The sequence below is a fragment of the Acidobacteriota bacterium genome (assembly GCA_035471785.1).
Classification (GTDB): Bacteria; Acidobacteriota; UBA6911; order RPQK01; family DATIPO01; genus JANQFM01.
Genome location: DATIPQ010000146.1, coordinates 57,760 through 79,551, shown reverse-complemented (window position 1 = coordinate 79,551; position 21,792 = coordinate 57,760). Strand labels below are relative to the sequence as shown.

Here is a 21,792-nt window from a genome sequence, read left to right as displayed (position 1 = left end):
CGAATGCCTGCTGGAAATCTCATCGACCTGCGGCGGCGCGTCCGCTCGGTCAAAAACATCCGCCAGATCACCCGCGCCATGAAGTTCGTCTCTGCTTCCAAGCTGAAGCGGGCTCAGCAGCGGATCGAGGATGCCCGGCCCTACGCCAAGCGCATGCTGCAGGTCTTGAACTCGGTGGCCGCCCGCCTGGAAGGCGCTCCCCACCCCCTGTTGGAGCAGCGCGAGGGCGACCGCACGATGCTGGTGGTGATCACCTCAGACAAGGGACTGTGCGGAGCCTTCAATACCAACATCATCCGGGCCGCCGCACGCTACATCGAAAGCGAACAGCTCAACGAGAGCATCAGCCTGACGCTGGTGGGACGCAAGGGCGTGGATTGGTTCAAACGCCGCACCTGGCCCGTCAAACACCAGTACGTCAACATCATGAGCCAGGTCGACTTCGAGTACGCGCAGCAGATCGCGCGCACGCTCATCGACTACTACGGCGACAGCAAGCTCGATTCCGTCTACCTGGTCTACAACGAGTTCAAGTCGGTCATCCAGCAGGAAATCGTCATCGAGCCGCTGCTTCCCATTCAGCGGCTGGAGGGCCAGGAGGAGCAGCGGGGTACAGGATACATCTGGGAGCAGCCTCCCGACGTGGTCCTCGACCGCCTCTTGCCCAAGCACGTTGAAACCCAGATTTTCAGGGCCATGCTGGAATCGGAGGCGGCCGAGCACGGAGCCCGCATGACGGCCATGGATTCGGCGACACGCAACGCCAAGGAGGTCATCGACGACCTCACCTTGAAAGCCAACCGCATCCGTCAGGCCTCCATCACCACCGAGATTATCGAAATCGTCAGCGGCGCCGAGGCGCTGGAGCAAGAATAGGAGTTTTCAAAATGCCGCAAGTAGGAAAGGTTCTTCAAATCATGGGACCCGTGGTGGACGTGGTCTTCCAAGCCGGGCACGTCCCCAAGATCTACAACGCCATCCACGTTACCTCGGAAGGATTCGACACCGAGATTCCCATCGACGTCACGCTGGAAGTCGCCCAGCACCTGGGAGAAGGCGTAGTCAAGTGCGTTGCCATGGCGCCTACCGATGGAATGGTGCGCGGCATGAAGGCCATCGACACGGGGCAGCCCATCTCGGTTCCCGTCGGCAAAGCCACTCTGGGACGCGTCCTCAACGTGTTGGGCCAGCCGGTGGACGAAAAAGGTCCCGTGGAAGCCGAGAACAACTGGCCGATCCACCGCGCCGCGCCCGAGTTGGTCGACCAGAGCACCGACACCGAGATGCTGGAGACCGGCATCAAGGTCATCGACCTTATTCAGCCCTTCCCCCGGGGAGGCAAGATCGGACTCTTCGGCGGCGCCGGCGTGGGCAAGACCGTCATCATCATGGAGCTGATCAACCGCGTGGCCACCAAGCACGGCGGCTACTCGGTGTTTGCCGGCGTGGGCGAACGCACCCGCGAGGGCAACGACCTGTTGCTGGAGATGCAGGAATCAGGCGTGCTCGACAAGGCCTCGCTGATCTACGGCCAGATGACCGAGCCTCCAGGAGCCCGCCTGCGGGTGGCGCTGACCGGACTCACCGTGGCCGAGTACTTCCGCGAGGAAGAGGGCCAGGACGTGCTGCTGTTCATCGACAACATCTTCCGCTTTACCCAGGCCGGGTCGGAAGTGTCGGCCCTGCTCGGCCGCATGCCTTCCGCCGTGGGATACCAGCCCAACCTGGCCACCGAAATGGGCGAACTGCAGGAGCGCATCACCACCACCAAGAAAGGCTCCATCACCTCCATTCAGGCCATTTACGTGCCCGCCGACGACTATACCGATCCGGCTCCCGCCACCACCTTCGCCCACTTGGACGCCACCACTGCGCTGGAGCGCTCACTGACCGAGAAGGGCATCTACCCGGCCGTCGACCCGCTGGCCTCCACCAGCCGCATCCTCGACCCCGGAGTGGTAGGCGAAGAGCACTACAACACGGCCCGCCAGGTGCAGAGCATCCTGCAGCGCTACAAGGACCTGCAGGACATCATTGCCATTCTGGGAATCGACGAGCTTTCCGAAGACGACAAGCTAACGGTGGCCCGGGCCCGCAAGATCGAGAAGTTCCTCTCCCAGCCCTTCTTCGTGGCCGAGCAGTTCACCGGACTGGAGGGCAACTACGTGCCCATCGAGGAAACCGTCCGCAGCTTCAGGGAGGTCTGCGAAGGCAAGCACGACGACGTCCCCGAACAGGCCTTTTACATGGCGGGCGGCATCGACGACGTGCTGGAGAAGGCCGAGGAGATGAAGAAGTCAGAGGAGGCTGCCTAACCTGCCGGGCAGCCCCGGGGGTTAGACCCTCCATAGCCTTGGCGAAGGAGGGCCGCCCCAACCAGCCTGGAACAGAGGAAACGGTCGCCAACCCGAGCGAAACAAGTCATGGCCGACAACAAAATACGTCTGGAAATCGTCACGCCCAAGCGCCTCTTCTTCAGCGGCGAGGTCGAGAACGTCAGCGTCCCCGGCGCGGAGGGCTACCTGGGCATCCTGCCGGGGCACGCTCCCCTTCTCTCGGAGCTCAAAACGGGCGTGATCACCTACAGCGAGGGCACCCGCACTACCCGTCTCTACAGCGGCTGGGGATTCGTGGAAGTGCTGCCTGACCAGGTGTCGGTGCTGTGCGAAGAAGCGGCCCTACCCCAGGACATCGACGTCGAGAAGGCCCGCAAAGACAAGTCGCGGGCCCAGGAACTGCTGGCCTCCAAGGACCCCGAAACCGACTACCGCCAAGCCTTGCAAATGCTCAAACACGCCGAAGCCCGCCTGGAAGCCGCCCAGCACAGCTAATCGAACAGCAGCAGGCGTGGAGGTTTTGTTATAATGAGCGGCTTCGGAGAGAGCCCGTGCTGGGGGATGGTGTAATGGCAACACGCGTGGCTCTGGACCATGAGATCGGGGTTCGATACCCTGTCCCCCAGCCAGTTCGAAGTTCGAGTTGCAAGGTTCGAATGACGAACTGACGCCCCTGCCTTTTCCCTCACCAATCCATTCGCACTTCGAATATCGCACCTCGCATTTCCCTCCTCGCTTTCCCTTTGCGACATCTGCATCTTGGCGCGTGTCCGGGTGTTGCGTCATACTAGGAGGCGCCTCGGAGGGGGAGACAAGCGTTATGAAGATTGTTGTCACGGGCGCTACGGGGATGATCGGCAAGCCTCTGTGCCGCCGGCTTCTGGATGACGGTCATGAACTGATCATCCTCTCCCGCAGCGCCGCCAAGACCGCAGAGATCTTTCCCGACTCGGAGATCATTTCCTGGGACGCGGTTTCCGAGCCGCCTCCCGCACGGCTTCTGCAGGGAGCCGAGGCCGCCGTTCACCTGGCCGGCGAGAGCATCGCCGAACGCTGGACCAAGCAGCGCAAAGAGGCCATCCACGACAGCCGCGTCTTCGGCACCCGCAATCTGGTCCATGGCCTGCTGGCCTGCGAGCCCAAGCCCCGGCTGCTGCTGTCCGCTTCGGCCGTGGGATTTTACGGGAACACGCAGGACGAGACGGTGGATGAGAGTTCACCGGCGGGAAAGGGCTTTCTGGCCGGGGTCGGCGTCCGTTGGGAAGAGGAAGCGCTGCCCGCCGCGGAGGCCGGGATGCGGTTGGTTCTTCTGCGCAGCGGGATCGTCCTGGATGCTTCGGGAGGCGCTCTCGGGAAGATGCTGACTCCCTTCAAGCTGGGATTGGGCGGCCGGCTGGGCAACGGGCGTCAGTACATGTCGTGGATTCACCTTGAAGACCAGGTGCGCGCCATTCTTCATTGCTTCAACAAGGAAGAGGTTCATGGCCCCGTCAACCTGGTTGCGCCGAATCCGGTCAGCAACAAGGAGTTCACGCGCACCCTGGCCAAGGTCTTGAGGCGTCCGGCATTTCTGCCCGCCCCCGCTTTTATCTTGCGTCTGGTTTTGGGCGAAATGGCCGAGCAGATGCTGCTGCAAGGGCAGCGGGTGGAACCGGGGGTCCTGCAGCGGACGGGCTTCGAGTTCCAGCATCCGCGATTGGAGAAGGCGCTGCGCGACCTGCTCTAGGGCCACTAGGTGGCCAACAAGTTCACGCACGTGTCAAGTTTTCAGTGACCGCGGTTAAGGCCCAAGCAGCCTCATACCGCCGAGAGGCAATTTCTAGATGAACGAACCGATTGCCGAAACCATCAAGCCGGCTTTGACGTTTATAGGCGAGAGCGCCGCGTCGCGGCGGGGCTCGGAAAAGCAAATGAAGATCCCTGATTCTCGGGAGGAGATAATGAGAAGAGTTTTCTTGGGCGTCCTGACAATTGCTCTGATGTCACTGCTGGCAGCGCCTGCGGCATTGGCTCAGCGGGACACTGCCGAAGCCGACATTGACGGCAAACAGATCAGCATCGATTATGGACGGCCCTCACTGGCGGGACGCGACATGCTGGGTCAAATGCAGCCCGGCCAGGTGTGGCGCATGGGAATGAACAGCGCAACCATGTTGCGCACCGAGACTCCGTTGATGTTCGGTGATGCCCGGGTCGAGCCCGGCAGCTACCGCCTCTGGGCCCGCTTGGCGGAAAACGGTCAGTGGGAATTGATCCTGAGTTCCAATCCCGGATGGTATGACGGAGGCGCGAGCGACGTGGCGGTGGTCCCCTTCGAGACAGGCTCGACCGACGAGAAGGTGGAACAGTTCACCATCGAAATCGAAACGGACGGAAGGCTAGGCGCCATCGTATGCACCTGGGACATGCTGAAACTGACCGCCGGCTTCAGCGCCCCCTAGTCCCGCGGCTGCTGCCTCAATTGACCTGCAAGGTGACGCCGCTTTCCTTGAGCCGGATGTTGACCGTCACGCTCTTGGGATGGGTGGGCACGATTTCCAGCCCGGCATTGAACCCGAATTCGCTCAGGCTCAGGTTGTAGGAGCCGGGAGGCGCCTGCAAGCTGGCGTAGCCCACCGGTCCGCGGAAATCGATGCGGGACGACCTGTAGGTCTGCCCGCCTCCCCGCATGGTGAAGCGCAGGTTGGCCATGCGGTAAATGTCGAAGCGGTAGTCGGCGTCTTTCGATACCCGGACGGTGATGGTGCGCGGCTCGCGGGCCGCCTGCTCGCGCTGTTTGCGCTCCCGGTAGCGCTGGGCGACCTGATTCAGGGAGTCTCCCAGGCTTTCCTCCAGCCACTGCTCGTAAAGTCCTTGATCGTTGACTTCGGAAACCACGTTGTTGATCAACTCCTCCAGGTCGGGAGCGTCCTTGGCAAATCCTACCCCCACGGGATAGGTTCCCACCACATCGGGCAGCAGTTCCAGATGCCCGGCTCCGGTGACGGTGGCCAGCGAGAAAGCCGCCATGCGGCGGTCGTCGATGGCCAGGTCGACTTCTTTCCGGCGCAGGGCCAGCACGGCGTCATCGAGACTCGGGAAGGCCACCGCCACGCTCTCGGCGTAGTTCTCTAGGATGAACTCTTCAACGGCCGATCCCTTGCGGACGCCGATCTTCATGCCCGCGACGTCGGAGGCGGAGGGCGAGTCCATGGGGCGATGGGTGGGATTGGCGATGAAACTCAGTTCGGCGGTGTAATAGGGCTGGGAAAAGGCGATCTGCTGTTTGCGCAACTCGGTGATGCCCAAGGCGCTGACGGCGCAAAGCACTTCCCTGTTGGCCACCGAGGGAACCAGGCCTGCAAAGGTGCGCGAACCCACGACCATTCTGACATTCGACCCCACCGCCTCGACGATGCGCTTGGCCAACTCGTAGTCAGGTCCGGCGGGTTGGGCTTCCTGCTGGTAGATGAAAGGTCCGGCCAGAGGGACGGCGGCGATTACAGCGGTACGCTCCGTTCTGGCCGACTCCAAGGGCGAGGCCCCGTCCCCGCAGGAGAGTAAGGCCAGCGACAAGGTCAAAAAGATCAGGACGGCGATCTTGCTTTTCGTCATTTCTCAGTACCTCGGCATATCCTCGTCTCGGTTCATCAATCTCCCGAACCCTCGCTGCCGCTGCCCATGGCGGTCCGAATCTCTTCCTCGGCGCGCCGCAGCCTGGTGCGGGCGTCGGCCCCGTTGAGGATATCGTGCGCCGCTTGCCAGTAGGCTTGGGAGACTTCGTCATAGCGGTCTCCCGCTTGCAAAGCGGGGCGCAAGACGGCCTTGTTGAGGTAATCCTCGATCTTGAGGAAGAAAGGCATTGCGTCGAGCACGGCCGGATCTTTATAGAGGTCGGGCATGGTGGGTGCGAAGGTGCCGCCGATGGCGCGCATGCGCTGCTCACGGTCGCGGACCAGGAAACGGACCAGCTCGGCCGCCTGGCTGGGATGATCGGAGTAGCGCGAGATCATCAGTCCCCAGCCGCCTAGAGTCATGGCTGAGGCGTAGCCTCCGCTGGGCAGTTCGGTGACGTTGAACTTGTCGGCCAGGTAACCGTCCTGCTTGCTGAGGGCGTAGGCATTGGTCCAATTGCGCATGAAAGCAGCATTGCCGCGCTGCCAGATGGCTCGCGAGTCGTCTTCCACAAAGGAAACGGTTTCTTGGGGAGAAATGTCAGCGATCCAGGAAGAAGCCCTCTGAAAGGCTACGGCCGTCTCTTCGTTGCTGACCGACGGATTGCCCTCCTCGTCGAGGATTCCGCCCCCGCCGTGAGAGTACTGCCACTCCAGGGCATTGCAGGTCAGGCCCTCGTAAGCCCCCCCTTGCCACACATAGCCCCAGAAATCCGGCCGGCCGGCCGCTCGCTCGCCGGCCTGAATGGCGCTGGCCATGTCGTAGAGTTCGCCCCAGGTCTTGGGCGGCCCCTCGAATCCGTACTTCTTGAGCAGGTCGGTGCGGTAATAAAGCACCGGCAGGTCGGTGAACCAGGGCACCGCAACCAGTTTCCCGTCCACCTCGTAGGACTCGAGAATCTTGGGGAAATGCATCTCCAGATCGGAACTTCGCATGTAGTCCCGCATGTTCACTGCATGCTCGGCGACGATGGCCGGCCAGATCACGTCCACCTGCAAGATGTCGACATCAGAGGACCGCTGGTCGAAGATCTTCTGATAGAATGTCAGCCTTTCGCTGCTGTTGGCGGGCGTGGGCCGCACCACTACGGTGATGTTGGGATGCAGGTTTTCGAAGCGCCTGGCTCCATCGACCGTCAGCTCCAGCTCCTGCCCGGAAGCTCCGCCGGCGACGGTCAAAGTGACCGGACCCGAGGAGCAGCCCCAACCGAGCACGCAGAGGAGAGCCAGAACAACTGCCAGTGTCCTTTGTGCCATGTGTCCTCCCTTCAAGGATGACCGGATTGCCCCCGGCAATCCTCTTCCAGCCTGTGTCCTGAAAGAACTCACCTCAGACTAGACCATGACGTTTGTGGGTGCAAGGGAAACAAGACTGTTCTGGTGAGGCTTTGCGCCTCTTTTGGCGGCGCTCGGACCACCCCTACCAGAAAGAATGAGGGGAGAGAGTCATTTGGTGCGTTGACTCACATAGGGAAGGAAGTAATGGACCGATAATGCTTCCAAGCACGCCTTCTTGAGGAGAACGTCCCATGGCCTGGATCACGACTTACATCTTGCTTAGCATTGTGGGTTTTTACGGCTTGCTCTCGCTCTTTCTGCTGACGCGGCTGATCAGAGGCTGGCTGGGGCCGGAACCTCGGCCGACCTACCATGAACCGCCTCTGCCCAACTGGACTCCTTCCGGGACCGGCACCAGTTCGGAGACCAAGGTCCGCTTCTACTGAATCCCCACGCCCGCCAGTCGCGCAGCCTTGCGTGAGCCAACCTTTTGTCATTCCCAAGCGACGCTACGAGGCCCTCACCGGGAAGGTCCGGGTTCGTCCGCTGACGATTGTTGCCCGGCCGCTTCAACCGCTGGAGGAGGGGCGGGATTGGGCTTGTAGAGCGTGACCAGACACCCGCCCAGGGCGGCCAGGATGATCCCCAGAAGGAAGGGCCAGCGCAGAGCGCCGAAACCGCCCTGGGGAGGATGCAGGATCAGCGCCGTCACGGCGTTGACGATGGGCGCTCCGGCGAAAACGATCGACATGACGACGGCCGGAGTCCCCTTGGCGCCGAAGGCCAGCAAGACACAGAAGGCCCCGATAGCGCCCACGATCCCCGCCAACAAAGAGAACCACATGCCCTTTCCCGGGAGATTCCAGTCGGCTCCGTTGATGAGAAGCACGGCCAGAGGAGCCAGCACGGCGGTGATGAAATAGGCGATGCCGACAAATAGGAAGGCCTTGTAGCGTCCATTGACGGGATCGGCCATCTGCACCTGCCCGGCGTGCAGCAAGATGCCGTAGAATCCCCAGGAAAAAACCGTCATCAAGGCGAAAATCAGCCAGGCCATGCCGGGCTGAGAGGCATTGGGTTCCATGCTCCGTGTCTCCTTTCCAGTCTCCTCGCCCCCGTCTCCAGGAAGGCGCCCGCCAAGAGGGCTCGGCGGTCGGCCGAGCAGCGATCTTAGCAGTTCGCCAAGGGCCGGGCCAAGCAGCGGTGAACTCCGCGCCCGGCCTTTCCGTACAATGAATGCATGGACGACCGCCAGCAATATCAAAAGCGTATGGAAGAGCGGATCAACTCTTTGGGACGACGCATCGACGAGCTTCTGTCCCAGGCCGAGGCCAGCGCCCGACGCGAATGCCAACAACTGCCCGACCGCCTCAAGACAGCGCGGGTCAAGCTGGATGAGTTGGGACGGGAAAGCGAGGAGGCTTGGAGAGATCTGCGTCCAGGCTTGGAAAAGGCCTGGGGCGAACTGCGCCAAGCCGTCAGACAGGCCTCGAGCCGCTTCCGCTCCTCGCAGCAGGCCGGCGAACCGGACCCCTAATCCGCATCAGCAGCTCCTTCCCGGCCGCTGCGCACTTCCAGTTCGCGGACGCGCCGGCGCAGCCGCCTCAGTTCCTGCTGCAATTGGGGCAAGCGGCGCAGCAGCGCCTGCGACTTGAGTTCCTGACGGTGATCGCGCGCCGGGTGCCCTGAAACGACGCTGCCGGAGGGAATGTCCTTGGTCACCGCGGCCCGGGTCAGGACGCTGACGCCGTCCCCGATGGTGACGTGGTCGACAACTCCCGTCTGTCCCGCGAGAACGCAATTCTTGCCGATGCTGACGCTTCCCGAAATGCCTACGCAGCCGACGATCACCGTGTTCTCGCCGATGCGGCAGTTGTGGCCCACGTGGACCAGGTTGTCGATCTTCACGCCCCGCTCGATGAGAGTGGACCCGAAGGTGGCGCGGTCGACGCAGCAGTTGGCTCCGATCTCCACCTCGTCCTCGATGACGACCGTCCCCGTCTGCTCCAGCTTGAATTGCTTGCTGCCGTCGAAGACGTAGCCGAATCCATCCGCTCCGATCACCGTCCCGGAGTGAATCACCACGCCGTCGCCCAGGCGTACGCCCGGATAAAGAACCACGTTGGGATGCAAGGTGCAGCCGCGTCCGATGCGCACGTCTTCTCCCGCCACTGCGTTGGCCCCGATGCTGGTCTGCTTGCCTACCACGACACGGTCGCCCAGAACGGCGGCGGGATGGATGGAGACGGGTTCCTCGATCTGACAGTCCTCGCCGAAGTGAGCCGAGACGGGCAGCCCAGCGCCTTGAAAGGAGCGCCGGTGAAAGAGCGAGACGACCTGGGCGAAGGCCAGCTTGGGATGGTCGGCGCCCAAAAGCGACGGTCCGCTCCAGCCGGCGGCGGAAGCCTCCTTTTCCGCCACCACCTGCAGGGGCACTATGGCCGCCGAAGCCCGGCAGCGGGAGAGCCGGCGCAGGTAGCGGGGATGGCCCGCCAAGGTGATTTCGCCCGGGCCGGCCTCCTGAAAAGGACGCACGCCCTCGATCTCCAGACTGCTCTGGCCCCAGGCGCGTCCCCCCACGTGCTCAGCCAACTCTCCCAGGGTATGCATGGGGCCGATTCTAACTCACTCCTGGGGCGACGGGGGAAGCGAAGCCACCGGCTTGCCCTCTTCGACCAGCACCAGGCGGGGACTCTTCTCCTGGTCCAATCCCAGCGTAACTCCGCTGCCGCGGCTCTGAGCGCGGAAGCCCAGCGAGGAAGGGCTGAGGACGGCGGCCACCCAATCCTGGCTGCCCGCCTCGCGCAAGCGCACGCGGGGGCCGTCGGCGGCGGCCTCCAGGCCCAGGACAATGTCCGATGTCTCCGAGTACAGGTCCACCTGCGGTCCTCGTTCGTCGACCAGCAGAAGGCTGCGGATGCGTCCCTCGCGGTCGGTCAGGGAGAGGGCTGGAATGGCGGTGCGGGAGAGGGTCAAACCCAGGCGGTAGGCACTTCCCGGCGAAGACAGCACCAGGCCGCCGTGGCCGCTGGAAGCCAAGGCCAAGCGTCCCCGCTCGCGTCCCTGCTCATCGTAGAGGATCAATCCGCGTTGACCGTCCGCCCGCGGACTCTGGCCCAGACGTCCCCACAGCACTCCCTCCTGGTCCAGCAGGCGGATTTCCCGCACTTCGAGAACAGGCGCGGGGCCGGGGTCCTGGGCCGCCCAGGCCACTGAAATGCCTTGCCACAGGCTTTGGCTGAGAAAGCCTCCCAGCAGGCCGAAAAGGGCCAACCCCATCCAGGGCCTAGCGGACCTCGCATGCGTCGTCGGTGCGTTTTCCATGCCTGTCATCTTACGGCACTGAAATCGCCTGGGAGGGAAAAACGACGTTTTTCAGAAAGAAGCCGGTCTAAAAAAAGTCGTTTTTCCCTCCCAGGCGATCAGTTGATGCCGCCGGCCTCAGCGGCCCGGGCGGGAGAGGAGGCGCTGCAGGTTGGCTTCGGGCTGCTGAGTGTCGCGGCCCACGATGCGGCCCTTCTCCTCTCCTTCCACAGTCACGACGAAGGTGGGAACCTGTTTAATGCCCGCATCCGTCGCCGTGGGATCATTGTTGAAGTCGCGCGGGAGGCCCCAATAATCGAAGGTGATGCCGGTGTCGCCGAGCAGTTCCTGCAACTTCATCAGCTTGGGCACATTTTCCTGGCAGAAGGGGCACCAGGAGCCGAAATAAACACGCACCTGCGCTTTGCCTTCGAAGGTCTGCAGCAGACGCATCACATTGGGATCGGGCTGGTATTCCTCAGCGCGGCGGCGATAAAGGGGATCGTAGGTCTTGAGATCCTGGGCCGTTTGCAGACCCAGCAGATAGGGCTTGGGGCGAAGCTCCAAACTATGTCCGTCGAACTGCAGGCTGACGGTCTGATCGGCAGCCACGCGAAACTCGCCCATGTTGCGCAGGCTGACGCCCGAGGCAATGGCTGCGCTGTCTTCACGGGCCTCCACTTTCTCAGCGGAAACGGCCGCCACTTGCGACTTCCCCGGCAACAGCACCACAGCATCCTCGAAGGCTTGGGTGAGGATCAGGAAGGCCGGCGGCGACACGGAATGGTAAAGGCGCGCTTGCGCGTCGACCCGACCGTCCACCGCCACCTCGAATTTTCCGATGCGCGAGAAGTTGTCGTAGTCGGCCGCCGCCCGGCCGCTGACCGGCACGACCGCCATCCCCACGAGTCCAGCCAGTAGCAAAACCGTTCTCATCACTGGAACCGAGCCCATAGTCATCTCCTTGTCGCTGCTACTTTGAGAGTCGTCAAATCGACACGTCGTTGCAATAAGAAATTCATTATAGCCCGTCGCCCCGCAGACGGCACCTCTCCCCCCCCCGACAGACCCTCGAATTGAGCTCATATGCTATCCTTGGCCCTCACCTTGATCCATATTGACACTGGAGTTTTGCGACCATGAAAGCACCGTATATCCGCTTGTTCGTACTGCTCATTTCCCTGCTTCTGCCGGCCGCGGCTTGCGGCGGTGTTTCCTCTGCCGAGGAACCTGCTGAAGGGGCGGCCGAAACCGCCTCCGCAGACAGCTCGACAGGTTCCGACGGGTCCTCAGATCGGCACGATGCAGACATGGAGGGGGAATCAGAAGAGCCGGCTCAGGAGTCCGCTCCCCAATCGGCTCAAGAAGGGAATGAAGCCGAAGGGTCCCATCCGGCCATGCTCAATCCTGCCCTGGCAAACGAAACCGCGCCCGCCAGCTTTCTGGTGCGCTTCACCACCACCAAGGGCGAATTCCTTGTGGAGGCCCACCGCGACTGGGCCCCCAAGGGGGTCGACCGCCTCTACAACATGGTCAAGATCGGCTACTTCGAAGACATCGCCTTCTTCCGCATGGTCCCGGGCTTCATCACCCAATTCGGCCTCCACGGAGATCCCGCCGTCAACCGGGCCTGGCGCAGCGCCCGCCTCGAGGACGATCCCGTCACGCAACCCAATCTGCCCGGCTACCTGACCTTCGCCACAGCCGGCCCCAACAGCCGTACCGTTCAACTCTTCATCAATTTCGGGGACAATCGCGCTTCACTGGACAGACAGGGCTTCGCGCCCATCGGAAAAGTGGTTTCTGGAATGGACGTGGTGGAGTCGCTCTATACAGGCTATGGGCAACAGCCGAACCAAGGCCAGATTCATCAGCAAGGCAACAGCTATCTGAAAAGCAACTTTCCCGAACTCGATTACATCAAGAGCGCGGAGATCGTGGAACAGTGAGCCGGTGGAGCGGCGGGCCCGCCCGGTGGACAGCCGAGGACCGTTTCGGGTAGAAACGGTGGATGAGCAATAGCAACCCAGCACTTCGGAACCCTTCCCAGGCCGACCAGGAGGCGCCTCAGCGCTTCACGGCCCGTGTCGAGACCACCCAGGGCGATTTCAAGATCGACGTCCATCGGCAATGGGCTCCCCGGGGAGCCGACCGTTTCTATAATTTGATCAAAATCGGATTCTTTGAGGATATCGCCCTTTTCCGTGTCATCAGCGGATTCATGGCCCAGTTCGGCATCCATGGAGACCCTTCGGTTTCATCCGCCTGGAGGGACGCCCGCATCAAGGACGACCCTGTCAAGAAGTCCAATACGCGGGGACGCATCAGCTTCGCCACCTCCGGTCCCAATTCCCGCACCACTCAGCTCTTCATCAACTTCGGCGACAATTCGGGCCTTGACGGGCAGGGATTCGCGCCCTTCGGCGAGGTGAGCGAGGGCATGCGGGTGGTGGACTCGATCTACAAGGGCTACGGCGAAGGCGCCCCTCACGGCGCCGGCCCCGACCAGATGCGGATTCAGTCGCGGGGCAACCCGTACCTCAAGAAAGACTTCCCCAAGCTTGACTACATCAAGAAGGTGGAGATCGTCGACGAAGACTCCGACTAGACCATCAATTGCCTCGAAATCGCTGGTCTAGTCCGCCCTATCGGCCCTGGGAGGAGGACGAAACCTGGGGGGAAAGGTTGAGGCGCCGTCCGTCGGCGTAGATGGCGATGAATTCGTCGCCGGCGATTTGCAGCGCCGCAGGAGTCCCGCCCTTGTAGTAGTCACTGTTGAGGCCGGTGTCGATGAGCATGACTCTGCCCTGGAAGCGGCTGCGAATCCCCTTCTTCAACTGTGGAGTGTGCCCGACGACGAAGGCCCTGGCCTTGAAGCGGTCGGCGATCTCGGGAAGCAACTGGACGCCCTCCGTCTCCTCCCACTTGGCATAGCCGCGGAACCAGAGGGGTCCGATGGGAGAGTTGACGAACCAGGAGCCGTAGCCCAGTACTCCCCGCAGCAAGTCCAGGTAGTGGCGGTGCCGCGCCATGGCCTGATTAGGATTGAAAGCCCGCGACATGATCTGGCTGGGATCCCTCTGCTTCTGGAATTCGAACTCGTCGCGCACGGCGTCGATCATCTCCTGGACCGTGTAGTACTCGAGAATGATTCCCTGCCCCACCAGAGTCCTGCGGTAGGAGTCATAGGCTTTCAACTCGTTGCGGACGCGTTTGTTGATCTCCTTGAGGGAGAGCTGGGCCAATTGCGGCGACACCCCTCCGTGCAGAAAAACCACATCGCCCACCAGAGCCAAAGCCGGCCGCTCGCGAAGCCACTTGCCGTAGCGTCCCTTGGGGCCGAACGCCTCGCGATGCTCCACGAAGCCGGCCGGATGCTTGGCCCTCCACAGGGCCTTGCGGGCGGCATCGAAGACGGGCTCGGGCTTTCCCAGCTTCTTAGCCCGTTCCTTGCGGAACTTGATGAACTCCTCCAGATAGTCCGCCTGGCGCTGGAGCGAGTCGGCGTCGGCGAAAGCGGCGTAGGCCTCGGGATGGACATAGCGCAGATCACCCAGCACGTTCATGCCTTCGTGATTGCCCAGCAGCGAAACGACCTGCCCTCCCGCCCGCTGGGCCTGCCTTTCCAGATTGATGATCAGATCAAGGACGGCCTTGTCGTCGGGACCGCGGTCGATGAGGTCTCCCGTCTGCACGAAGACGTCCCTTCCCGCGGCCCAATTGCCTTGCTCATCGACGATTCCGGTGTGGCGCAGAATGGCGAGGAAATTGTCGAGGTTGCCGTGCACGTCGCCAATGGCTACGATGCGGCCGGCATCGCGGTCGGCGCCGCGCCCCTCAGCCGTCGTCAACAAGGCGAACGGCAAGAGCAGCAACAGCAGCGCCGAAACGGCCTTGCGGACGACCGTTGAAGCAGCTTCACACCTGAGGGTCTCGAACCTTGTCGACACGACTTCCTCCCTGACCTGGAATCCGTCCCGCGGGACGGCTATTCCATGAGCTTCTTGTAGGCGGCTACAGCGAGCTCGTCACAGCGCTCATTCTCGGGATGGCCGCTGTGCCCCCTGACATGCTCGAAGCTGACATCGTGGCGCGACACCGCCTGATCAAGCTCCTTCCAGTAGTCGGCGTTCTTGACCGGCTTGTATCCGCTGCCGGACTTGCGCCGCCACCCGTTGCGCTTCCAATTGTGAATCCACTCGGTGATCCCCTGAAGCACATAGGAGCTGTCGCTGACGACGTGCACCCGGGCCTTGCGCCTGAGCCTTTTCAGGCCCTCGATGACTGCTTGCAGCTCCATCTGGTTGTTGGTCGTGGACGGCTCGGCGCCGCTGGCCTCCAACTCCTTGCCAGTTGGTTGATGGCGCATCACGAAGGCCCAGCCGCCCGGTCCAGGATTGCCCGAACAGGCGCCGTCGGTGAATAGCACGACCTCGGCGTCCTCGGCCGAGCCTTGGTTTCGGAGCATATCCAGATCCTGACGAGCTGCGAATTATCCCCCACAGTATATCGGAACCAGGCCCACTGCGCTACTCCACCTGAGCCGACTGGCGGGCCAGGAAAAGCCAGGTGTCGACCACGGTGTCGGGATTGAGGGAAACCGAATCGATTCCCCGCTCCATCAGCCAGCGGGCCAGATCGGGGTGATCGGACGGGCCTTGCCCGCAGATGCCGATGTACTTGCCCCGACCGCGGCAAGCCTTGATGGCCTGGTCCATCAGAGAGAGGACGGCGGGGTTGCGCTCGTCGAAGATCTCGGCCACCAGACCGGAGTCGCGGTCCAGCCCCAGCGTAAGCTGAGTCAGATCGTTGGAACCGATGGAAAAGCCGTCGAAATGGTCGAGGAACTCTTCGGCCAAGAGGGCATTGGACGGCAACTCGCACATCATGATCACGCGCAGGCCCTTCTCTCCCCGGCGCAGCCCGTTGCGGGCCAGAAGGTCGATGACTTCCCTCCCCTCCTTGACGGTGCGGACGAAGGGAATCATGACCTCCACGTTGTCCAGTCCCATCTCTTCGCGGACTTGCTTGACGGCCCGGCACTCCAGCTCGAAACAGTCGCGGAATGAGTCGGCGACGTAGCGCGATGCGCCCCTGAATCCCAGCATGGGATTCTCTTCGTCCGGCTCGTAGCGGTCGCCTCCCAACAGGTTGGCATACTCGTTGGACTTGAAATCGGAGAGGCGCACGATGACGGGATAGGGCGCGAAGGCGGCCGCGATGGTGGCGATGCCTTCAGCCAGACGTTCGACGTAGAACTCGACCGGTCCGGCATAGCCCGCCATGCACCGGCCCACCTGCCGACGCAGGTCTTCGGGCAGGCTCTCGTACTCCAGCAGGGCTTTGGGGTGAACGCCGATCATGCGGGCGATGATGAATTCCAGACGGGCCAGTCCCACCCCCCGGTGGGGCGTGGCCTGAAAGTCGAAGGCCCGTTCGGGATTGCCCACGTTCATCATGATCTTGAAGGGCAACTCGGGCATCTCGTCGACTTTGGTCCGCGTCACTTCGAAATCCAGCAATCCTTCATAGACGAAGGCCGTATCGCCTTCGGCGCAGGAGACGGTGACCTGGGCGCCGTCGGGAAGCGCCTCGGTGGCGTCGCCGGTGCCAACCACCGCCGGGACTCCCAACTCGCGGGCGATGATGGCGGCGTGGCAGGTGCGTCCGCCCCGGTTGGTGACGATGGCGGCCGAGCGCTTCATGACCGGTTCCCAGTCGGGATCGGTCATGTCGGTCACCAGGACGTCGCCCTCTTCCACCTTGGACATCTCGTCCAATCCCCTCACCACGCGCACCCGTCCCGCTCCGATGCGCTGTCCGATGCTGCGCCCTTCCGCCAGCACAGGGCCCTTTTCCTTGAGCTGGTAGCGCTCCAGGGCTTGGGCCGGGGCGCGGCTCTGAACCGTCTCGGGACGCGCCTGAAGGATGTAGATGCAGCCGTCCTCGCCGTCTTTGGCCCATTCCACGTCCATGGGACGTCCGTAGTGGTCCTCGATCTGGACCGTTTGGCGGGCCAGATGCTCCACCTCCTGGTCGTCGAGCGAAAAGCGTCCTTGATCTTCCTGGGGCACGTCCACCGTGCGCACCAGCGACTTCCCGTCTTGGGCGTAGACCATCTTGACCGCCTTGCTGCCCAGTCCCCGACGCAGGATCGACTTCTTGCCCCGGCGCAGCGAGGGCTTGTAGACATAAAACTCGTCGGGATTCACCTGGCCCTGAACTACGGTTTCCCCCAGCCCGTAGCTGGAGGTGATGAAGACCACCTGATCGAATCCCGATTCGGTATCGATGGAAAAGGCCACTCCGCTGGATCCGATATCAGAGCGCACCATGCGCTGGATGCCCGCCGAAAGGGCCACCTGGGCATGCTCGAAGCCGTGATGGACGCGGTAAGCGATGGCGCGGTCATTGAAGAGGGAGGCGAAAACCTCGTGGACGGCCTGCTTGACCGCTTTCCAATCCCTGACGTTGAGGAAAGTCTCCTGCTGGCCCGCGAAAGAAGCTTCCGGAAGATCCTCGGCCGTGGCCGAAGAGCGGACGGCAACCGCCAGGTCCTCGACCCCGCAGGCTTGGCCCAGCTCCTGGTAGGCCTTGAACAGCTCCTCTTCCAGCCGGGCGGGGAAGGGCGTCTCCAGGATCATTTGTCGAATGGCCGCGCCGCGCCGGGAAAGCTCGTCCACGTCCTCGATGTCAAGGTCACGGAGACGCCGGCTGATGGCTTGGTCCAATCCGCCCTGGGCCAGGAATTCCCGGTAAGCCGAAGCCGTGGTGGCGAATCCCCGCGGAACCTTCAAGCCCATCCCGGAGAGGTTGGAAATCATCTCGCCCAAGGAGGCGTTCTTGCCTCCTACGCGAGGCACGTCGTCCATTCCAAGTTCTTGAAACCAAAGGATGTATTCACTCATGATCGGCTGCTCCCTGATCCCCTTCAATTATAGAGCACCGCCTCAGAACCGGCCACTAGCAGGCACGGTTTGGCCGGGCGGCCCGGGGAAGGTATCCTGATGGGCCATGAAGCGAACCGTCTTTTTCATCTCGGACAGCACCGGCATCACCGCCGAGGCGCTGGGCAGCAGCTTGCTCTCGCAGTTCGAGGACATCGAATTCGAACGGATCGCGCTGCGCTTCATCAAGACTCCGGAACAAGCCGAGGAAGTCGTCCGCCGCATCAACGAGGCGGGAGCCAAAGACGGCCAGAGACCCATCGTCTTCGACACCATCGTGCGTCCCGAAGTGCGCGAGATCATCGCCCACAGCGACGGATTCGTCATCGATTTCCTCAAGTCTTTCATCGGCAAGCTGGAAGAAGAATTGCAGGCCCAGTCGACGCTCTCGGTGGGGCGCTCCCATACCATCGACGAGCAAGGGCGCTACTTCTCGCGCATCGATGCCGTCAACTATGCCCTGAGCCACGACGACGGGGTGGGTACGGAGGGCTACGGACGGTCCGATCTGATCCTGGTGGGCGTATCGCGGTGCGGCAAGACCCCCACCTCCCTCTACCTGGCCTTGCAGTTCGGAGTCAAGGTGGCCAACTATCCCTTTACTCCCGAAGACCTGGAAAGCATGCGCCTGCATCCGGCCTTGAAACGCCACAAGAGTCGCCTCTTCGGTCTCACCATCGATCCCGAGCGCCTGCACGAGATCCGCAGCGAAAGGCGGGCCGGCAGCCAGTACGCCTCGCGGCGCCAATGCCAGTTGGAAGTCCGCGACGTGGAAGCCCTCTACCGGCGTGAAGGCATCCCTCACATCTCCACCACCCGCCGCTCGGTTGAAGAAATCGCCGCCACCATCATGACGGAGGCCGGCATCCAGCAGCGCAACTGAAAAAGCGGATTAGAACCTCGTGCAGACGCTGAACAGGGCCTGGCGGTGTACATCCCAAGGCAATCCAGAGGCAGCAGAGGCAGTTTGGTCGAGCATCAAGCTCCCTTGGCCTTCTAATGGCAATTTGGGATAGGCATAATGAGCTTATACAAGGACTGCTCAGTACTGATAAGACGCGAATTTTCTACTGGATTTCTACCCTGAGATTCGGTATCCTCTCCGCTCAGCCGCTAAGCATCGCCAATATCTCATGCTGATTCTGCGTTGATAAATCGACTTTACCAGGGCACGGTGGAGCTGGACGCCGAAGAGTGAGGACGGGCGGCTTGGCCGAGGCTGAATTTTTTTCAGGGGAACGACACAGACTCGGAAGGGGGGAGACATGCCGACCGACTTGGCCGGTAGCAGGGAGAAGACTGCCTGCACGACACAAGTCTGGGCGGGCCTGGCAGCCAAACGCCTTGAGAAGGCGGCCACGCTGCGAACCGTTCGCGCCCAGCAACAACACATCCACCGGCAACTGCGGAAAAATGGCGTGACCTTCGAGGGAAAGCGCATCGATGTGGCATTGATGCCCACCGTCGTGAGCGCCCGCGAGGTGAGGCGAGTCGCGGCACAGGGAAAGCTGGTCCGCAGCGGACTCGAGAAGCTGATCGCCGCTTTCCGCCACGAGCTGCGGCGCGGTCCAGGCCCCTTGCAGGAGGCTTTCCAGCCTTATCGACGCTGGTTCGGCCTGATCGAGCGCGAACGCCCCCGGCTGGGAGAGATCGGGCTGATGCGTTTTGACGGTATCCGCCAGCGCGAGGGCCAATGGACCTTCATCGAAACCAACACCGCCTGCGCCGGAGGAACCACGACTTGTCCCATCCTTCGCGCGGCCTGGCTGACCTCGCCGCTGGGGCGACGTGCGCTGCAAGGGGCTCGTTTGGAACGATATCGTCATGACCGCCCCTCGGCTTTCGTGGAATTCCTCTTCCGTCAGGCCGAGCGCATCGCGGGGCCCGGACGGGGGAATGTCGCCGCCCTCAATCACCGCGGCGACCTAACCTTCGAAATGGATTTGTGGGAGCAGGTGGCCCGCCGGCTGAGAGAGTCCGGCAAAGTCAGGGGCCGCTTCCTCTTGGGCGACGTCCGCGAGGTGGAGGTCGTGGACCAGACCGCCTGCCTGCGCGGCGTCCCGGTCGCCCTCATCCACAACAAGGTCGACCCTTTGGGCATCGATCCTGAGGACTCCGCCATCCAGGGCTGGATCGAGGCTTCCCGATTGTCCCGGACGGATTTCCTCAACAGCTTCGCGGCCCAGTTTCTGACCGAAGCCAAACGCGTTCTGGTATTGCTGCAGCGTCCCGACCTGCAGCACATCATCGGGCTGGACCGGCGCGAAAAACAGGCCGTCTGCGAGCTGCTGCCGCTGTCCGAGATCGTCCAGCCGGCCGACCGGCGCCAATTGACGCGTCTGCGCCGGCGGCGGCGCCAATGGGTGCTCAAGGCCGACGCGCTGACCCGTGGCGAGGGGGTTTTCATGGGCAACGAACTCACCTCCGAGGAGTGGGAAGGAGCCATCGCAGAGACTCGTCGCAATTTCGGCGTCATGCAGCGACGCATTCCCATTCCTCGCTCTCCAGCCATCGAGATCGCCCAGGGGCGGCTGAAGATCGGCCAGGAGCATTACGGCGTGGAGCTGTTCTATTTTGCCGGCCAATTCGCCGGAATCGCCAGCCGCTCACACCGCAATCAGATCTTCAACGTGGGCCACGGGGGGAAGGAAAGGGCCGTAGCCGCCATTGCGGAATGGCCTGGCCAGGATTCGTGCTTCTAGCCCGCTCTCGACAAGGCACCTCTCACTCACGGAGACCCGAAATGAAAAGTGACAAGGGCGCCCAAGCGCGTCCTCAGCGTTTTGTGGGCGCTGTCCCTCTCGACCGGCCTTCCCACCGGATATGGACCCAGGAGCAGTATCGAAGGGCCCGCTCCCTGCTCTCGCGCAAAGCCATTTGGGCCGACTTGCTGCATCTGGACCGCTGCGGTGAGCAAATGAGGGCCAATCCTCAGGCAAGCAAGGTTGAGATCGCCCTCATGCCCAGCTTGATACGCCAGCCGGCTTTACATTCGATGACCCGCGACGGGGACCTCATCCGCGCGGCCATGCTCAGGTTGATCGAAGTCTTCCGCAGGGACTATCAGCGGCGGCGGCTCGAAAAGTCCCTCTTCCGGGCTTTCCTGCCCTACAGCCGCTGGTGGGCCCTGGTGGCGCAGGAGCGAAGGCGTCTGCCCGCCATTCAGTTCATGCGCTACGACGTCCACTACGACGAAAAGCGCGGCCGGGGACGTTTTTTGGAAACCAACAGCGATTATCCGGGCGGATTCCTGCAATGCGCGCTGGTTCGCCAGGCCTGGATGAAGACGGCTCTGGCCGACGGGATGCTGCAGCGCTTGCAGACGGTCAGCTACAGCAGCGATCGGCCCGACGGTTTTCTCCACTTCCTGGCGGGACGGGCACGGCGGCTGGCGGGAGGTGGCCAGCGGCCGGCATTCGCGATTTGCAACGACCAGCCCGACCAGCGCAACGAAGTGTTGCTGCTCAAGCGCCTCTTCGAAGGGATGATGCGCCGGGGCGGCTTTCAAGACGTCGACTTTCTGCTCTGCCGCATGGAGGAAGTGGAGTGCCGCGGCGGGGGCGAGGTGCGGGTGCGGGGGCGACGCGTCGATCTTATCCACAACGAGTTGGAATTCCTCGACGTGGACCCCGAGAATCCCGCCATCGCCGGCTGGCTGGCCGCCTCGCGCAGCCCCCACTGCGACTTTCTCAACGCGCTGGGAGCTTGTTACCTGACGCAGACCAAGCGCATTGCCGCCGTCCTGGCCGATCCCGCCATCCAACACGAACTGGGTCTGAGCGGCGCTCAGAAACGGGCCGTCAAGAGGCGCTTTCCCCCCACCCGCACCCTGGGCAGCCGGGACTTGCAGCGCCATCCCCGGCACTGGCTGCGGGGCATCCCTGCACGCGACCTGGTGCTTAAGCCCGACGCCTTGGGCATGGGCGAGGGAGTCGTGGTGGGCCGAAACTGCAGTCCCCGCGAGCTGCGCCGGCAGGCCGGCCGCATCCTGCGTCAGAACGGAATCGTGCAGCGCTTCGTTCCCATGCCCCGGCGTTTCGGCTTTCAGCTTCAAGGAGAGCCCCAGCCGATCGTCGAGAACTATGGATTCGAGCTGTTCTTCTGGGGCTCGCAATTCGCCGGCCCCGTCAGCCGCAGCAGTCCTCAAGGAATCATCAACGTCTCAAAGGGCGGCAAGGAATCGCCGGTCCTGGTGGTCGCTGCCCCTCACATCCTGACCTGACTGTGTGAGAATGGTGTTCTTCCTCGGGTTGCCGGAGCGCCGGTGCGCCACGG

21 protein-coding genes and 1 tRNA gene are annotated in these 21,792 nt (G+C 62.6%); 13 read left to right on the top strand and 9 right to left on the bottom strand.

Annotation, left to right across the window (positions count from 1 at the left end; translation table 11 throughout):
- Positions 1-3: 3 nt before the first annotated feature.
- From atpG to VLU25_21120, 6 genes are all read left to right on the top strand, one after another.
- Entirely contained in the window at positions 4-876 is an 873-nt protein-coding gene (gene atpG, locus VLU25_21145) for an ATP synthase F1 subunit gamma (GenBank protein HSR70449.1), read from the top strand.
- Positions 877-887: 11 nt separating this feature from the next.
- Complete coding sequence (atpD, locus tag VLU25_21140; GenBank protein ID HSR70448.1) at positions 888-2,315, top strand: F0F1 ATP synthase subunit beta; 1,428 nt, start codon at positions 888-890, stop codon at positions 2,313-2,315.
- 108 nt (positions 2,316-2,423) lie between these two features.
- The gene (gene atpC, locus VLU25_21135) at positions 2,424-2,831 is read left to right on the top strand and encodes an ATP synthase F1 subunit epsilon (protein ID HSR70447.1); all 408 of its coding nucleotides are present in this window, start codon (positions 2,424-2,426) and stop codon (positions 2,829-2,831) included.
- A gap of 60 nt (positions 2,832-2,891) precedes the next feature.
- Positions 2,892-2,965: transfer RNA gene (locus VLU25_21130), tRNA-Gln, on the top strand.
- Positions 2,966-3,156: 191 nt separating this feature from the next.
- A complete protein-coding gene (locus tag VLU25_21125) occupies positions 3,157-4,062 on the top strand; it encodes a TIGR01777 family oxidoreductase (GenBank protein HSR70446.1) in 906 nt (301 codons plus the stop codon).
- Positions 4,063-4,276: 214 nt separating this feature from the next.
- Positions 4,277-4,777, top strand: a complete 501-nt coding sequence (locus VLU25_21120; protein ID HSR70445.1) for a DUF2911 domain-containing protein — start codon at positions 4,277-4,279, stop codon at positions 4,775-4,777.
- Between the two features lie 16 nt (positions 4,778-4,793).
- Here the strand turns inward: VLU25_21120 and VLU25_21115 are convergent, their stop codons facing one another.
- A complete protein-coding gene (locus tag VLU25_21115) occupies positions 4,794-5,930 on the bottom strand; it encodes an ABC transporter substrate-binding protein (GenBank protein HSR70444.1) in 1,137 nt (378 codons plus the stop codon).
- 35 nt (positions 5,931-5,965) lie between these two features.
- On the bottom strand, positions 5,966-7,246 hold the full coding sequence (locus VLU25_21110) for an ABC transporter substrate-binding protein (GenBank protein HSR70443.1): 1,281 nt from the start codon (positions 7,244-7,246) through the stop codon (positions 5,966-5,968).
- A gap of 272 nt (positions 7,247-7,518) precedes the next feature.
- Here VLU25_21110 and VLU25_21105 point away from each other — a divergent pair, with 272 nt between their 5' ends.
- A complete protein-coding gene (locus tag VLU25_21105; GenBank protein ID HSR70442.1) occupies positions 7,519-7,713 on the top strand; it encodes a hypothetical protein in 195 nt (64 codons plus the stop codon).
- Positions 7,714-7,787: 74 nt separating this feature from the next.
- Here the strand turns inward: VLU25_21105 and VLU25_21100 are convergent, their stop codons facing one another.
- Entirely contained in the window at positions 7,788-8,351 is a 564-nt protein-coding gene (locus tag VLU25_21100) for a hypothetical protein (GenBank protein ID HSR70441.1), read from the bottom strand.
- Between the two features lie 156 nt (positions 8,352-8,507).
- On the opposite strand from VLU25_21100, the gene VLU25_21095 reads away from it, so the two are divergent.
- Positions 8,508-8,804 (top strand): hypothetical protein, encoded by a 297-nt coding sequence (locus tag VLU25_21095; protein ID HSR70440.1) that lies wholly within the window; start codon positions 8,508-8,510, stop codon positions 8,802-8,804.
- On the opposite strand, the gene lpxD is transcribed toward VLU25_21095, so the two are convergent.
- The 3 genes from lpxD to VLU25_21080 form a co-directional block, all read right to left on the bottom strand.
- Complete coding sequence (lpxD, locus tag VLU25_21090; protein ID HSR70439.1) at positions 8,801-9,877, bottom strand: UDP-3-O-(3-hydroxymyristoyl)glucosamine N-acyltransferase; 1,077 nt, start codon at positions 9,875-9,877, stop codon at positions 8,801-8,803. The two genes, VLU25_21095 and lpxD, sit on opposite strands and share 4 nt — an antisense overlap.
- A gap of 15 nt (positions 9,878-9,892) precedes the next feature.
- On the bottom strand, positions 9,893-10,546 hold the full coding sequence (locus VLU25_21085) for a hypothetical protein (GenBank protein HSR70438.1): 654 nt from the start codon (positions 10,544-10,546) through the stop codon (positions 9,893-9,895).
- A gap of 162 nt (positions 10,547-10,708) precedes the next feature.
- Complete coding sequence (locus tag VLU25_21080) at positions 10,709-11,506, bottom strand: thioredoxin family protein (protein ID HSR70437.1); 798 nt, start codon at positions 11,504-11,506, stop codon at positions 10,709-10,711.
- Positions 11,507-11,880: 374 nt separating this feature from the next.
- Here VLU25_21080 and VLU25_21075 point away from each other — a divergent pair, with 374 nt between their 5' ends.
- Together VLU25_21075 and VLU25_21070 are read left to right on the top strand one after the other, a co-directional pair.
- Positions 11,881-12,519: a peptidylprolyl isomerase gene (locus VLU25_21075; protein ID HSR70436.1), complete on the top strand. Its 639-nt coding sequence runs from the start codon at positions 11,881-11,883 to the stop codon at positions 12,517-12,519.
- Between the two features lie 62 nt (positions 12,520-12,581).
- Entirely contained in the window at positions 12,582-13,178 is a 597-nt protein-coding gene (locus VLU25_21070; GenBank protein HSR70435.1) for a peptidylprolyl isomerase, read from the top strand.
- Positions 13,179-13,215: 37 nt separating this feature from the next.
- Here VLU25_21070 and VLU25_21065 read toward each other — a convergent pair whose 3' ends face one another.
- The 3 genes from VLU25_21065 to ppsA form a co-directional block, all read right to left on the bottom strand.
- Positions 13,216-14,520: a metallophosphoesterase gene (locus VLU25_21065; protein ID HSR70434.1), complete on the bottom strand. Its 1,305-nt coding sequence runs from the start codon at positions 14,518-14,520 to the stop codon at positions 13,216-13,218.
- Positions 14,521-14,558: 38 nt separating this feature from the next.
- Positions 14,559-15,038 carry a ribonuclease HI gene (gene rnhA, locus VLU25_21060; protein ID HSR70433.1) on the bottom strand — a complete coding sequence of 160 codons (480 nt, stop codon included), beginning with the start codon at positions 15,036-15,038 and terminating at the stop codon, positions 14,559-14,561.
- 61 nt (positions 15,039-15,099) lie between these two features.
- Positions 15,100-17,478 (bottom strand): phosphoenolpyruvate synthase, encoded by a 2,379-nt coding sequence (ppsA, locus tag VLU25_21055; GenBank protein HSR70432.1) that lies wholly within the window; start codon positions 17,476-17,478, stop codon positions 15,100-15,102.
- Between the two features lie 106 nt (positions 17,479-17,584).
- Here ppsA and VLU25_21050 point away from each other — a divergent pair, with 106 nt between their 5' ends.
- From VLU25_21050 to VLU25_21040, 3 genes are all read left to right on the top strand, one after another.
- On the top strand, positions 17,585-18,400 hold the full coding sequence (locus VLU25_21050; GenBank protein HSR70431.1) for a pyruvate, water dikinase regulatory protein: 816 nt from the start codon (positions 17,585-17,587) through the stop codon (positions 18,398-18,400).
- Between the two features lie 382 nt (positions 18,401-18,782).
- Positions 18,783-20,219, top strand: a complete 1,437-nt coding sequence (locus VLU25_21045) for a hypothetical protein (protein ID HSR70430.1) — start codon at positions 18,783-18,785, stop codon at positions 20,217-20,219.
- Between the two features lie 41 nt (positions 20,220-20,260).
- Entirely contained in the window at positions 20,261-21,739 is a 1,479-nt protein-coding gene (locus VLU25_21040) for a hypothetical protein (GenBank protein ID HSR70429.1), read from the top strand.
- The last annotated feature ends 53 nt before the right edge of the window (positions 21,740-21,792 follow it).